The sequence below is a fragment of the Arthrobacter sp. zg-Y238 genome (assembly GCF_024385525.1).
GTDB lineage: Bacteria > Actinomycetota > Actinomycetes > Actinomycetales > Micrococcaceae > Arthrobacter_B > Arthrobacter_B jinronghuae.
This window is the reverse complement of record NZ_JANFLU010000001.1, coordinates 360964-374898: the sequence shown is the minus strand read 5'-3', so window position 1 is coordinate 374898 and position 13935 is coordinate 360964. Positions and strand designations below refer to the sequence as shown.

General features: G+C 66.8%; 13 protein-coding genes and 1 riboswitch. Of the genes, 5 read left to right on the top strand and 8 right to left on the bottom strand.

Going from position 1 to position 13935, the window contains the following annotated elements:
* Positions 1-7 precede the first annotated feature (7 nt).
* Positions 8-2869 (bottom strand): aminomethyl-transferring glycine dehydrogenase, encoded by a 2862-nt coding sequence (gene gcvP / locus NNX38_RS01895; RefSeq protein ID WP_255796460.1) that lies wholly within the window; start codon positions 2867-2869, stop codon positions 8-10.
* A gap of 148 nt (positions 2870-3017) precedes the next feature.
* A riboswitch (glycine riboswitch) is annotated at positions 3018-3123 on the bottom strand.
* A gap of 292 nt (positions 3124-3415) precedes the next feature.
* Here gcvP and cycA point away from each other — a divergent pair.
* On the top strand, positions 3416-4906 hold the full coding sequence (cycA, locus tag NNX38_RS01890) for a D-serine/D-alanine/glycine transporter (protein WP_255796459.1): 1491 nt from the start codon (positions 3416-3418) through the stop codon (positions 4904-4906).
* An 8-nt stretch (positions 4907-4914) separates the two neighbouring features.
* Here cycA and NNX38_RS01885 read toward each other — a convergent pair whose 3' ends face one another.
* Genes NNX38_RS01885 through NNX38_RS01865 form a run of 5 tightly spaced genes read right to left on the bottom strand, consistent with a single transcriptional unit; the run spans position 4915 to position 7360 of the window.
* Positions 4915-5544, bottom strand: coding sequence for an alkaline shock response membrane anchor protein AmaP (locus tag NNX38_RS01885; protein WP_255796458.1), 630 nt, complete (start codon positions 5542-5544; stop codon positions 4915-4917).
* 30 nt (positions 5545-5574) lie between these two features.
* Positions 5575-6189 (bottom strand): DUF6286 domain-containing protein, encoded by a 615-nt coding sequence (locus tag NNX38_RS01880; protein WP_255796457.1) that lies wholly within the window; start codon positions 6187-6189, stop codon positions 5575-5577.
* Positions 6186-6593 (bottom strand): Asp23/Gls24 family envelope stress response protein, encoded by a 408-nt coding sequence (locus NNX38_RS01875; protein WP_255796456.1) that lies wholly within the window; start codon positions 6591-6593, stop codon positions 6186-6188. Before NNX38_RS01875 ends, NNX38_RS01880 begins: the two co-directional genes overlap by 4 nt.
* The gene (locus NNX38_RS01870) at positions 6590-6769 is read right to left on the bottom strand and encodes a hypothetical protein (protein WP_255796455.1); all 180 of its coding nucleotides are present in this window, start codon (positions 6767-6769) and stop codon (positions 6590-6592) included. Before NNX38_RS01870 ends, NNX38_RS01875 begins: the two co-directional genes overlap by 4 nt.
* Positions 6770-6799: 30 nt before the next feature.
* A complete protein-coding gene (locus NNX38_RS01865) occupies positions 6800-7360 on the bottom strand; it encodes an Asp23/Gls24 family envelope stress response protein (RefSeq protein ID WP_255796454.1) in 561 nt (186 codons plus the stop codon).
* Between the two features lie 201 nt (positions 7361-7561).
* Between NNX38_RS01865 and NNX38_RS01860 the strand changes: the two genes are divergently transcribed.
* A complete protein-coding gene (locus NNX38_RS01860; RefSeq protein ID WP_255796453.1) occupies positions 7562-8203 on the top strand; it encodes an RNA polymerase sigma factor in 642 nt (213 codons plus the stop codon).
* 103 nt (positions 8204-8306) lie between these two features.
* Complete coding sequence (gene aceB, locus NNX38_RS01855) at positions 8307-9905, top strand: malate synthase A (RefSeq protein WP_255796752.1); 1599 nt, start codon at positions 8307-8309, stop codon at positions 9903-9905.
* Here the strand turns inward: aceB and NNX38_RS01850 are convergent.
* Both NNX38_RS01850 and NNX38_RS01845 read right to left on the bottom strand, forming a co-directional pair.
* Complete coding sequence (locus NNX38_RS01850; RefSeq protein WP_255796452.1) at positions 9902-10921, bottom strand: alpha/beta hydrolase; 1020 nt, start codon at positions 10919-10921, stop codon at positions 9902-9904. The two genes, aceB and NNX38_RS01850, sit on opposite strands and share 4 nt — an antisense overlap.
* A complete protein-coding gene (locus tag NNX38_RS01845) occupies positions 10918-12063 on the bottom strand; it encodes an alcohol dehydrogenase catalytic domain-containing protein (RefSeq protein WP_255796451.1) in 1146 nt (381 codons plus the stop codon). The genes NNX38_RS01850 and NNX38_RS01845 overlap by 4 nt, the downstream gene beginning before the upstream one ends.
* 166 nt (positions 12064-12229) lie before the next feature.
* Here NNX38_RS01845 and NNX38_RS01840 point away from each other — a divergent pair, with 166 nt between their 5' ends.
* Entirely contained in the window at positions 12230-12688 is a 459-nt protein-coding gene (locus NNX38_RS01840) for a helix-turn-helix domain-containing protein (protein WP_255796450.1), read from the top strand.
* Between the two features lie 127 nt (positions 12689-12815).
* Positions 12816-13934, top strand: a complete 1119-nt coding sequence (gene ald, locus NNX38_RS01835) for an alanine dehydrogenase (RefSeq protein ID WP_255796449.1) — start codon at positions 12816-12818, stop codon at positions 13932-13934.
* Position 13935: the final 1 nt, after the last annotated feature.

The window sequence follows — 13935 nt, the reverse complement described above, 5'->3', positions numbered from 1 at the left end:
GTTCCTTCTAGTTTTCGAAGTCTTCGATGGGCGGGCAGGAGCAGATCAGGTTCCGGTCCCCTGCGGCGCCGTCAATCCGGCCCACCGGCGGGAAGTACTTGTCCATGCGCAGGCTGCGCAGCGGGAAAGCGGCCTGTTCGCGCGGGTAGGCCCGGTCCCATTCATTGGCTGCCACGACGACGGCGGTGTGCGGGGCATTGCGCAGCGGGCTTCCCTCGAGGGTGAAGTCCCCGGCGCCCACCTGGTCGATTTCGGCACGGATGGCGATCATGGCGTCGATGAAGCGGTCCATCTCGCCCAGGTCCTCGGACTCGGTGGGTTCCACCATCAGGGTGCCTGCCACCGGGAAGGACAACGTGGGGGCATGGAAGCCGTAGTCCACCAGCCGCTTGGCCACATCCTCGGCAGTGACGCCGGTCTTGGCGGTCAGTTCACGCAGGTCCAGGATGCACTCGTGCGCCACCAGTCCGCCCTTGCCCGTGTAAAGCACGGGGTAGTACTCGTTCAGGCGGGCGGCGACGTAGTTCGCTGCGAGCAGGGCGTGCTTGGTGGCGCTGGTCAGGCCTTCGCCGCCCATGAGGCTGACGTATGCCCAGGAAATGGGCAGCACGCCGGCGGAGCCGAAGCGGGACGCGGAGACGGGGATGTCCTCGCCGCCGGTCCAGGTGGCGGCGTCGCCGGGCATAAAGGGCGCGAGGTGCGCCTTGGCTGCCACGGGGCCGACGCCGGGACCGCCGCCGCCGTGCGGGATGCAGAAGGTCTTGTGCAGGTTCAGGTGGGATACGTCGCCGCCGAATTCGCCCGGCTGTGCCAGGCCGACCAGGGCGTTGAGGTTGGCGCCGTCGATGTAGACCTGGCCGCCGGCCTCGTGGACCGCTTCGCAGACGTCGCGGACGTCGTCGTCGAACACTCCGTGGGTGGAGGGGTAGGTGATCATGATGGCGGCAAGGTTTTCGCGGTTCGCGTCGATCTTGGCGCGCAGGTCCGCGTGGTCGATGGCGCCGTCGTCCGCGGTGGCCACGACCACCACCTTCATGCCGGCCAGGACCGCAGAGGCGGCGTTGGTGCCGTGGGCGGACGCCGGAATGAGGCAGACGTTGCGCTGTTCGTCACCGCGGGAGTGGTGGTAGCCGCGGATGGCCAGCAGGCCGGCCAGTTCACCCTGGGAGCCGGCGTTGGGCTGGATGGAAACGGTGTCATAGCCGGTGATGACCGCGAGCTTCTCTTCCAGGTCCGCGATCAGTTCGCGCCAGCCCTCGGTCTGGGAGTCCGGAGCGAACGGGTGGATGGACGCGAATTCCGGCCAGGTCATGGCCTGCATTTCCGCGGTGGCGTTGAGCTTCATGGTGCAGGAGCCCAGCGGGATCATGGTGCGGTCCAGGGCCAGGTCGCGGTCCGAGAGGCGGCGCAGGTAGCGCAGCATCTGGGTTTCGGAGCGGTAGGAGGAGAACACCGGGTGCGTCATGAATTCCGAGGTGCGCAGCAGCCCGGCCGGCAGGTCGAAGCCGTCCGCGGATTCCACGGGTGCGGCACCGAAGGCGGCGGCGACGTCGGCGATCACGGCCGGCGTCGTCGTTTCGTCGGCGGAGATGCCCACTGTGTCTGCATCGATCCGGCGCAGGTTGATGCCCTTCGCTTCGGCGGCGGCAATGACCTCCGCAGCGCGGCCGGGGACGCGGGCAGTAACGGTGTCGAAGAAGGACTCGTGCAGCAGTTCGACGCCGGCAGCCTTCAGCGCGGTGGCCAGCGTCCGGGCGGAGTCATGGGCGCGGCGGGCAATCGCGGTCAGGCCCTCGGGGCCGTGATAGACGGCGTACATGGAGGCCACGATGGCCAGCAGGGCCTGCGCGGTGCAGATATTGGAGGTCGCCTTTTCCCGGCGGATGTGCTGCTCGCGGGTCTGCAGCGCGAGACGGTAGGCGGGGGTGCCCGCCGAATCCTTGGAGACGCCCACCAGGCGGCCGGGCAGGGACCGCTCCAGGCCCTTGCGGACGGCCATGTAGGCGGCGTGCGGACCGCCGTAGAACAGCGGAACACCGAAGCGCTGCACGGAGCCGACGGCAATGTCCGCGCCCTGCTCGCCGGGAGGGGCGATGAGGGTCAGGGCCAGCAGGTCCGCGGCCACGGTGACGAGCGCGCCGCGATCCTTCGCCTCTGCGATCAGGGAGCTCTGCTCGCGGACTACGCCGGATGCGCCGGGCTGCTGGAGTACGACGCCGGCCAGCTCGCCTTCGGGCAGGCCGGCGGCGAGGTCCGCAACAATGACGTCGAAGCCGAGCGCCTTGGCCCGGCCCTTCACCACGGCGATGGTCTGCGGGAAGAGCTCCGAGTCCAGCACGATGGCGCCGTTGGCTCCGTTCTGTCCTGCGGACTTATTGGACCGGCGCATCAGCAGCACGGCCTCGGCCACGGCTGTGGCTTCGTCCAGCAGGGACGCGTTCGCGATGGGCAGGGCGGTGAGGTCCTGCACCATGGTCTGGAAGTTCAGCAGCGCTTCGAGCCGGCCCTGGGAGATTTCGGGCTGGTAGGGGGTGTAGGCCGTGTACCAGGCCGGATCCTCCACCACGTTGCGCAGGATCACCGGCGGGGTGTGGGTGCCGTAGTAACCCTGGCCGATCATCTGGACGGCCGTCTTGTTCTTCCCGGCAATCCTCCGCAGTGCCGCGAGGGTTTCCTCTTCGCTCTTCGCCGGGTCCAGGACCAACGGGAAATTCTGCCGGATCGCGGCGGGGACGGCCATGTCCACCAGACCGTCAAGGGAGTCGTAGCCGACAGTCTTGAGCATGGTTTCAACGGCGTCGGCACGGGCGCCGATGTGCCGGTCCACGAACGCGGCGGCAAGAGTGGAGGAGGACGGTTCTGCAGGCATTTGAGGCTCCAGGAAAGGCAGACGGGGGTACGTCGACGGCGACGGCTCCTCCCCGCTCTGTATTGGACCTGAGAGATTCCGCGGGTGTTCTTCCGCTTGCACCGTCGGTGAGTTTCCGGCACGGCCGGGAACTGCTTTCCAGAGTTGCCTCGCTGTGGCGGTACGGGGGCCTGAGAGATTCCCGGGGAGGGTTTGCTCCTACGGCGCCCGCCGATGCTGATGCGCATCCGGCGGGACTCTCCCGCCACGGCTGATAAAGGCATATTCAGTTGGAACTGCTGATGTGACAGGGCCAACTTTAGCCTGCCCCCGGCACCGCCTCAACCCTCAGACACGCCCGGGCTCGGGTGCCTGATGCCGTCCGGAAAGGCCCCCGACCCCCGTGTGACCTGCAACGTCACAGCTGCCTGAATTTGACGGGGCCTGTTAACGGCTTCCAAACTGAAATGTCGGCGGCAGCGCCAACATCCAGCGTTGCCTTTTCTTAGGCGGCATAGGCGATTACGGCGGATGAGCTGCCGGCGGGTGCCTAAAAGAGAGATTTCAATGTCTGAGCACAGAACCCGCCCACCAAGCGACAGCGCTGTTCCCGCGCCGCAAAACAGGGCAGAGGAACCCCATCTCGCGCGTTCCCTGTCCAGCCGGCACATCCAGCTGCTGGCCATCGGCGGCGCCATCGGTACCGGTTTGTTCATGGGATCCGGCAAGACCATCTCCGCAGCCGGCCCGTCAGTGATCTTCGTCTACGCGATCATCGGCTTCATGCTCTTCTTCGTTATGCGGGCCATGGGCGAACTGCTGCTCTCCAACCTTCGCTACAAGTCCTTCACCGACTTCTCGGCGGACCTGCTGGGCCCCTGGGCCGGCTTCTTCACCGGCTGGACCTACTGGTTCTGCTGGGTGGTCACCGGTATTGCAGACGTGGTGGCGATTGCCCATTACGTCACCTTCTGGTGGGGCAACGCTCCCCTGTGGATACCGGCCCTGGCCTGCATCCTGCTGCTGCTGGCCTTGAACCTGCCGACCGTCAAGGCGTTCGGTGAAACCGAATTCTGGTTTGCGCTGGTCAAGATCATCGCCATCCTGACGCTCATCGTGGTGGGACTGGTCATGATCCTTACCGGCTTCACGCACGGCAACGGGGTTACCGCCGGCTTCGGCAACCTCTGGGAACACGGCGGCTTCTTCCCCACCGGACCCATGGGCTTTGTCGCCGGCTTCCAGATTGCGGTGTTCGCGTTTGTCGGCATTGAACTGGTGGGCACCACCGCGGCGGAAACCAAGGATCCGGAAAAGAACCTGCCCCGGGCCGTGAACTCCATTCCGATCCGCATCCTGCTCTTCTACGTAGGCGCCCTGGTGGTGCTGATGGCCGTGATCCCCTGGGACGAATTCAGCGCCGATGAAAGCCCGTTCGTGGGTATGTTCACCCTGGCCGGGCTCGGCACCGCCGCAGCCATCGTGAACTTCGTAGTGCTGACATCCGCGGCATCTTCAGCGAATTCCGGGATATATTCCACTTCGCGTATGGTTTTCGGCCTGGCGCAGGAAGGCGATGCTCCGCGGCAGTTCGGCCGCCTCTCCCGGCGGAAAGTGCCCCAAAACGCCCTGTTCTTCTCCTGCACCTTCCTGCTGGCCGGCGTCGCCCTGCTGTACGCGGGAGAATCCGTCAGCGCCGCGTTCACCCTGGTGAGCACCATTTCGGCCCTGTGCTTTATGTTCGTCTGGTCCATCATCCTGATCAGCTACCTGGTGTACCGGAAGCGCCGGCCGCAGCTGCACGAGGCGTCGAAGTTTAAGATGCCCGGCGGCGTCGTGATGGCCTACCTGGTGCTGGCGTTCTTCGCATTTATCCTGTGGACACTCACCACCCAGACAGACACCCTGCAGGCGCTCCTCGTGACCCCCGTGTGGTTCGTCCTGCTGGGCATCGTCTACGCCGTACTGCGCCGGACGCCCGTGCATCAGGCGCGGGTAGCGGCACACCACGACGACGTCGCCCGCGAACGCGCCGCACTCACGGCCGCGAAGCCGTAAACGGGCTCCTAGTACACCACCGTCCCCCGGGAGCTGACCGTTGCGCCGCCTCCCGGGGCACCGGCTTTGTTGCTGGCGTCTATCTCCAGGCCGAAGGTATTCAGCGGCACCTCCAGTGTTGAGACCAGGTGCGGCACTACTTCCTGCTGGATCCGGGCGATCACGCCCTGCACGTCCGCGTCGGAATTCACCGTCACCTTCATGGCCAGGTCCGGCTCGTCAGCACTGCCGCGCAGGCGGACGGTTGAGCCCACCACTCCGGGCAGCTGTTCCGTCTCGTGGCTGACGGCGGAGGCCAGCTCCTGGGGATCACACACGGTGATGCCGTGCGCGGGGTCTTCCTGCAGTCGAAATGTCCCTGCCGGCCGGGACCGGGGAATCTGGGCCAGAAGCCACCACAGGCCCAGGACGCCGAGGATCACTCCGGCAAGCAGCATGCCCCACGGCACGTACTCCCCGGCCAGGAACCCCTGGCCGTCGGTTTCGGACAGCACCCGGTCCGAACGGCCCGGGCTGCCGCCGATGAAGCGCTCCAGGCCTCCGGCGGCAATAAGTGCTGCCAGCACTCCGGCAGCAAGGAAAAGGACCCCAAGGATTATCAGCCACGTCCGGTTGGCTTTTCCTGAATGGTGCCTCATTGCCCTGCCTTCCTCTGCTGGTCCCGGCTGTCAGTCCCGCGTTCGAATGGTTGCCGTGACTTCCGGCACCGGATCCAGGCCGGTGGCGGCAAGGCGTGAGCGCACCCCGTCCACCACCCAGTGCTGCAAATCGGTGGTGCCGTGCAGCGCCGTCGTCACGTCCAGATGGACCTTGCGTGAGGACGCCGTCGCGGAGGCGGAGGCGACCCCGTCAATGTGGTCGCAGGTGGATGCCGCTAACCGCGCGACTGCGCGCCGGCTCATCACCACGGTTTCCCCGCCCCGGACCGACGGAACGCCGCCCGATTCCCCTGCTCCGGGCAGCCCCGGCATATTCACCGGTTTTGCCCGCAGCGGCAGCGCGGAGAAGTCCCCTGGGAGCATCCCGCACAGCAGCAGGATCACCCCGATCAGGAGCAGCACTACGGCACCGGTCCAACCCCGGGTGCTGTCCCAGCCGGTCTCAGAAAGCCAACGCACCGGTTCCGTCACGAACGCCGGCCAACTCCCCTGAATGAGGCGGGCGACGGCGGCCCAAACCAGCCCCACACCGAGCGCCAGCATCACGATCGCCGAAATTGTTGCGGGAACGGAGCGGCTGGGCCTGCGCCGCATGGACACCGGCGGCGGGATCTTCGCGCTCATTGCAGTTTCCTTCGACCGCGCGGATCCCGCTGCGGCGGCTTCAGCCAGGAAACCGTAATGTCCACCTGCCTCACCTGCACTCCGGTCAGCTCGGTGACCCGCTCCGTGATCCGGCGGCGCAGTTGTTCGGTTGTCTGACGCAGCGGCATCGGATACGGCAGCCCCACGGTGACCTTGAGGCTGGCGACATTTCCGGCCAACTCCACACTGGCATCCGGCCGTGCCGACAGATCCGCGCGGCTGCCGATACCGAGGAACCCTCCGGAGCTTCCACCCGCAAACGTCTCATCCCGGGCTACCTGGCTGGCCGTTTTCTCCAGCACCCGCCGGGCCAGGACGGTTTCCCCGCGGTCATCGACATCCCGCCCCGAAGGCAGCGACGGCGGCGCCGTGGGAATGCTCATCGGCTTGACGCTTTACCGAGCATCCCGGCGACGTCCACCTTCCCATCCGCCACCAACCCCACCAGCAGCCCGATCAGGCCGAACAGCAGCGTAATGAGGAAGGCCAGCCAACCGCCGAAGGCCAGCACGATTCCCAGCACCAGCCCGATTAACAAACACCACCGCGTTCCGGACATGGAGTCCTCCTTCTGCTTGTTGTACGGCCCTTACTCCAGGCTCTTGGACTGGCTGGAGGGCTGCTGGTCGTCCTGGTCCTCGTTCTCGTCCGGCAGGTGGACATCGGTGACATTCACGTTCACCTCCAGCACTTCCAGGCCGGTGGCGTTTTCCACGGACCGGATGACGTTGCGCCGGATACCCTGGCTCACCTCCACCACGGAAAAGCCGTACTCCACCACGATGCTGACGTCGATCGCCGCCTGACGTTCACCCTTTTCCACCGTGACGCCGTTGCTGACGTTGGTCTGCGAACCCGGGATCCGTTCGGTCATGGAACTGAAAGCCCGCCGGGCGGCATTGCCCATGGCATAAACCCCCGGTACCTCGCGGGTGGCCATGCCGGCCAGCTTCTGCACCACGGTTTCCTCGATGGTGGTGTCGCCCCGGGGTGTGTGCAGCGGCCCGGTCCGGCGCTCGGCGTCAACCGACGACGACGCCGGGGAGCCGCCCTGCCCCTGGGGCGAGCCCTGCCCGGTCTGCATACTCTGGGCACCCTGCGGATTGGCCGTAGCGGACGTTGCCCCCGCTGCCTTTGATGGATCTGCCATGAGAATCGTCTCCTGCGTTCATTGCGGATGCACCGCGCGCGTCCCTTACAGAGTTAATGACGTGCCCAGACCTGGATCGTCACGGCAAACCCCGAACTTCGACTGCCTTTGGCCCAGTCCGTCCTGAGGTTGTTCCGTTATGGCCCCCGTTCTGGGACACTCAAGCCACGTCCGGCCGCTGCCGGACGGGACAGGGACACCATGGCAGGATCCGAGCTGCCGCATGCGGCGTATTACGGTATGAGTTCCCCGCGCGCCGGGTCAGGGAACGGTCCCGCCGACGAGGCGGCCCTGGTCGCACTGGCCCGCGCAGGAGACCTGCCCGCCTTCGAGTACCTTGTGGCCATTTACCAGCGCAGGTTGTTCCGGCTCGCCTACCGCATGCTTCGGGACCGCGGTGATGCAGAGGACGTCGTCCAGGACACGCTGACGGCCGGCTGGCGGATGCTCCCGACCTTGACCCGGGAGGAAGCCTTCGGCGGCTGGGTCTACCGGACGGCGACCAACCGCTGCCTGGATGTGCTTCGGCACCGCACCTCCCACCCGCAGGACCTGCCGGGCGCCGATCCGCTGGCTGACGAGGCGGCCGTTGCCACCGCACGGGACTCGGACCGGGAAGCGGACCCGCACCACACGGCGGAGGTCGCGGCGGAATTGGAGTCACTGCGGCGGGCGCTCTCCCTGCTTCCTGCGGATCAGCGGGCCTGCTGGCTCCTGCGCGAGGTCCACGGGCAAAGCTATGCGGAGATCGGCGCTGCGCTGCGCATCAGCCCGCAGGCCGTGCGCGGACGGTTGTCCCGGGCCCGCGAACACCTGTCAGCAGCCATGACGCAGTGGAGGTAGTCCCTTGTAATTCCACGTGTCAGACAATAATATCCACGATACGGAAGAAGTAACCGGCATCACTTTACTGCTGTCCACCGGCATTGCCACAGGGAGAATCATTATGGCCATTGAAGTAACCGACTCCTCGCCCGCCGAAGGATCGGAACACATCCTGACCCCCGAAGCGCTGGAATTCATCGAGGAACTCCACCGCCGCTTCCGCAGCACCCGCGACGAGCGCCTTGCCGCCCGCTCCGTCCGCCGCCAGGAAGCCGCCACCACCGGCCGGCTGGACTTCCTGCCCGAGACCGCCGACATCCGCAGCGGGGACTGGAAGGTGGCCGAGGCACCCGCCGCGCTGCAGGACCGCCGGGTGGAAATGACCGGCCCGGCGTCCCCCGCCAAGATGGCCATCAACGCCCTGAACTCCGGTGCCAAAGTCTGGCTGGCCGACCTTGAAGATGCCTGCACCCCCACCTGGCACAACGTGGTGGATTCGCAGGTGAACCTCTACCGTGCTGCGCGCAACGACCTCTCCTTCACCTCACCCGAGGGCAAGGAGTACGCGCTGCGCACCGATGCGCCACTCGCCGTCGTCGTAATGCGCCCGCGCGGATGGCACCTGCCCGAAAAGCACGTGCTGATCGACGGAGAACCCGCCGTTGGCGCGCTGGTGGACTTCGGTCTGCACTTCTTCGCCAACGCCCGGCAACTGCTGGACAACGGGCAGGGCCCCTACTATTACCTGCCCAAGATGGAAAGCCATCTGGAGGCCCGTCTCTGGAACGATGTCTTCACGTTCTCCGAGGAGTATGTGGGCGTGCCGCAGGGCACCGTGCGCGCCACCGTCCTGATCGAAACCATTCCGGCAGCCTTCGAAATGGACGAGATCCTCTACGAACTGCGAGACCACGCCTCCGGGCTGAACGCCGGACGCTGGGATTACCTTTTCAGCATGATCAAGGTCTTCCGCGATGCCGGAAAGGCGTATCTGCTGCCGGACCGCGCCGATGTCTCCATGACGGCACCCTTTATGCGTGCCTACACTGAACTGCTCGTGAAGACCTGCCACCGCCGCGGCGCCTTCGCCATGGGCGGTATGGCAGCCTTCATTCCCAACCGCCGCGAACCGGAAATCACCGCGAGCGCGCTGGAGAAAGTGAAGGCGGACAAGACCCGTGAGGCCGGTGACGGCTTTGACGGTTCCTGGGTGGCCCATCCGGATCTGGTGCCCGTGTGCCGCGACGTCTTCGACGAGGCCCTGGGCGAGAAGCCGAACCAGGTGGACCGCCAGCGCGAGGATGTGTCCGTGACGGCCACCGACCTGCTCGATGTCAGCACGGCCGAAGGCTCCATCACGGAGGCAGGGCTGCGGTCCAACCTCTATGTAGCCATCAACTACGTTGCCATCTGGCTCTCCGGCAACGGTGCCGTCGCCATCCGGAACCTGATGGAGGACGCGGCCACCGCGGAGATTTCCCGCTCCCAGGTCTGGCAGCAGGTGCGCAACAGCGTGGTGCTTGAGGACACCGGCGAGACCGTCACCGAGGAATTGGTCAGCCGGCTCCTGGCCGAAGAAACGGAGCGGCTGCGCGGGGAAGTGTCGGATGAGATGTTCACCGGTTACTTCGAGCCGGCCAGCCGGATCATCGGGGAGATCAGCCTGTCCAAGGACTACACGGACTTCCTGACCCTGCCGGCGTACGAGCTGATCGACTAGTCCTCCGGCACGCGGGCCTTGCCGGAGGACGGCAGGGCCCGCAGATAGCCGCTCCCCCAGCGGGTGATTGCGTTGTACGCCTGTGCGCGGACCGCCGGTGCGGACAGGAACACGTCATGCATCGCATTGGGGATCCGGTCCACGCTCACGGTGGAGCCCAGGGAGAGCGCGCGGTGGGCCACGACGTTGACGTCCAGCACGACGTCGGAGCGTGCCGCATCTTCCGACCAGCGCGGATGCAGGTAGCTGTTGTCTGACAGCAGCACCAGTACGGGCAGCTGCAGCTGCAGGCCCGCGGCGACCGTTGCCTGGGCGGAGAACACTGCATGCAGGAAAGCGACCGTGACCGGGAACCCCCGCACCGGACGCCATTCGGTGTCGTAATGCCATTCCCCGCCGAACGCGGCGGACACCGTCCGGGTGTAGATCCCGGGGTCGACCGGCGGCAACGGCCGGCGCGGGTGGTGCTGTGCCTCCAGGCTGACCAGCGGTGAAATAACCCGGCGCGCCAGTTCCGTGGCCTGGAATTCCAGCCAGGGACTGTTCAGGATCAGGGCTGCGGCCCGGCCGGGGTGGCGCTGCGCCCAGAGCGCCAGGGTCAAGCCGCCGGTGGAGTGCCCGAGCAGGATCAGCGGCCTGGCATCTGCAGCGTTCTGCCCCATGGCTTCCAGGGCTGCTCCCACATCCGCGTCATAGTCACTGAGGTCCTGGACGTATCCGGGCTCCTCCCCCGGGCGCAGGCTCCGCCCGTAGTTGTGCAGGTCAACGGCGAAGAACCGCGCACCCTGCCCGGCCCAGTAGCTCGCCAGTTCGGTCTGGAAGAAGTAGTCCGACCAGCCGTGCACGTAGAGGACATCCGCCGTCGTGCCTGACGGCGCCGGGCCGGACTGCGGATCCGACGGTGTGTAGCGGACCAGGGTGGCAATCTTGCCGCCGGGCAGGTCCAGGGTCAGCTGGTCGAATCCCTCGCCCAGGAAGTCCGGCTCCCACCGGCGCCGGGGGTGCGGTTTGCTCATGCAGAACCGCCATCCGGTTCGAAGCGGATGACCTGGCGGATGGCGAGGCCGTCCGCCAGAGTGTCCATGGCCGAGTTGATGTCCTCCAGCCCAATGGTGGAGGAGACAAGTTCCTCCACCGGCAGTTTTCCCTCCCGCCACAGCTGCGCGTAAACCGGGATGTCCCGGGCAGGAACAGCGGAACCGAGATAGCTGCCGATGATGGTCCGCGCTTCGGCGGTCAAGGTCAGCGGCGTGATTTCGGAGGTCTGGTCCGGGGCCGGCAGCCCTACCGTGACGGTGGTGCCCCCGGGGGCTGTGATCCGTACGGCCGTTTCGAAGGCACGGGGATGCCCGGCAGCCTCGATCACCAGCGCGGGGCGGATGCCGGCGTCGAGGGCCTCCTGCGGCGTGTACACCGCGTCGGCGCCGAGCTCCCGGGCGCGTGCCAGTTTCTCCGGCAATGAGTCGATGCCGATCACACTGCGCACGTCCAGCGACAGTGCGGTCAGCAGGGCCGCCATGCCGACGCCGCCGAGCCCGACGATCGCGACGTCGTCGTCCTTGCCCGGACGGGCCGGGTTCAGCACCGCGCCGCCTCCGGTGAGGACGGCGCACCCCAGCAGGGCCGCCACGTGGGGCGGAATGTCGTCATCCACGGGTACCACTGACTTCCGGTTGACCACGGCATGCGTGGCGAAGCCGGAGACGCCGAGGTGGTGGCGCACTTCCCCGCCGTCCGCGGAGGTCAGGCGCATCCCGCCGTCGAGCAGCGTACCCGCATTATTCGCTGCCGATCCCGGGATGCAGGGCATCTTGCCCTCGGTCCGGCAGCCTGCACATTCACCGCAGCGGGGCAGGAAGGCCATCACCACGCGCTGTCCGACGGCGAGGTCCTCCACGCCCTCGCCCAGCTCCTCCACCTTGCCCGCGGCCTCGTGTCCGAGCAGCATGGGCAGCGGCCGAACGCGGCTGCCGTTCACCACCGACAGGTCCGAGTGGCACAGGCTCGCCGCCTCGATGCGCACCATGATTTCACCCGGCCCGGGCGGCTGCAGCTGGAGGTCCTGCACCACCACCGGCCGGGACTGCGCGTAGGGGCGCGGGGCGCCGATGGTCTGCAGGACCGCGCCGCGGATGGACCTGGTGCTGTCGGTGCCCATGAACTCTCCCTCGAGTAAATTTCGAACCGGCTTCCGGTCCCTTTCGATACGCCAGCCCTATTCCACCACGACCAACCCGGGCCGTCCCGCTGTTTCCGCTGCCCGAACCGCTTCAACACGGCATCGGTGCCCGCCCCGCCGCCATTCCTTTGGCAAGATTAGGGCCATGAGTAAGAGTTCCAGGACCGTACCGGCGCTGCCGGACAAAGACACCCTTGCGCTGAAACGCGCGCTGGCTGCCGGCGACGTCACCGTTTTCGTGGACGGCACGGCGCTGCGGCTGCCCGACGCCGCCCGGGACGCTGTGCTGGACCTGCTGTCCCGACTCGCCGCGGGCGCCCCCGTGACGGTGTCCTCGGAGCCTGCCGCGCCGGTGGATCCACCGCTTCCGGCCGGACCGGTGCCCCTGCTGACCACTTCCCAGGCGGCCGCCGCAGCGGGCATTTCCCACACCTACCTGCGCAACCTGACGGATGCCGGGGTTATCCCGGTCCAATACCGCGGCTCGCACCGCCGGATCCGGATGGAAGATGTCCAGGCCTGGCTCGAATCGCAGCAGGCCGCGAGAGCAGCCAAAGCGGCGGGCGAAGCAACGGAGAGCGGCGCGGACAACACCGGCACCTGATCTCGGAAGCCGGCCGGCGGAGGAAAACCGGCTCCCGGTGCCCCTGCCCGGCCGCGCGGCAGGGGACCTATGCTGGGGATGTGTCGGCGGACACCCCGCCGGCTGACCCTACTGACGGAGCAATACTGTGATCATCGGTATCCCCAAGGAAATCAAGAACAATGAATTCCGTGTAGCAATAACCGCCTCGGGCGTGCATGAACTCCGCTCCCATGGCCATCAGGTGCTGGTACAAAGCGGTGCCGGCACCGGCTCGAACATTACGGACGCGGAATACACCGCCGCCGGAGCGCAGATTCTGGACTCAGCCGACGACGTCTGGGCCCAGTCCGCCATGATTCTCAAGGTCAAGGAGCCGGTTGCCTCCGAATACCGGCATTTCCGGCCGGGCCTGATCCTCTTCACTTACCTGCATCTGGCCGCCGAGCCGGAGCTGACGGCTGCGCTGCTCGAACGCGGAGTCACTGCGATCGCCTATGAGACCGTGCAGCGCGGCCGGTCCCTCCCCCTGCTGGCACCCATGTCCGAAGTAGCCGGACGGCTTTCGGTGCAGGTGGGGGCGCAGTCCATGATGGCCCCGGCGGGTGGGCCGGGCCTGCTGCTGGGCGGCGTTCCGGGTGTCCGGTCGGCCAAGGTAGTGGTGCTGGGGGCCGGCGTGGCCGGGACCAACGCGGCGGCGGCGGCCGTCGGCGCCCATGCGGACGTCACGGTCCTGGACATTAATATTGACCGGCTGCGGGAACTCGATGAGCTGTATGCCGGCCGGATCAAGACGGTGGCATCCAACGCCTTCGAGATCGAGCGGGCCATAGTGGATGCGGACCTGGTGATCGGCTCGGTGCTGATCCCCGGGGCCCGTGCTCCGAAGCTGGTCACAAATGACATGGTTTCGCGCATGAAACCGGGAAGCGTGCTGGTGGACATCGCGGTGGACCAGGGCGGCTGCTTTGAAGACAGCCATCCCACCACGCACGAAGATCCGACCTTCCGCGTGCACGGCTCCCTGTTTTACTGCGTGGCCAACATGCCCGGCGCGGTCCCCAACACGTCCACCTACGCCTTGACCAACGTGACGCTGCCGTACGCAGTGGCGCTGGCCAGCCTCGGCGTGGCAGGCGCCTTCGAGAAGTACCCGGACCTCGCCCACGGCCTCAACATCGCCGGTGGCCGGGTCACCCACGCGTCGGTCTCTGCCGCCCACGGGCTGGAGCTGACCTCGGAATGGCCGGATCTGGTGACTTCCTAGC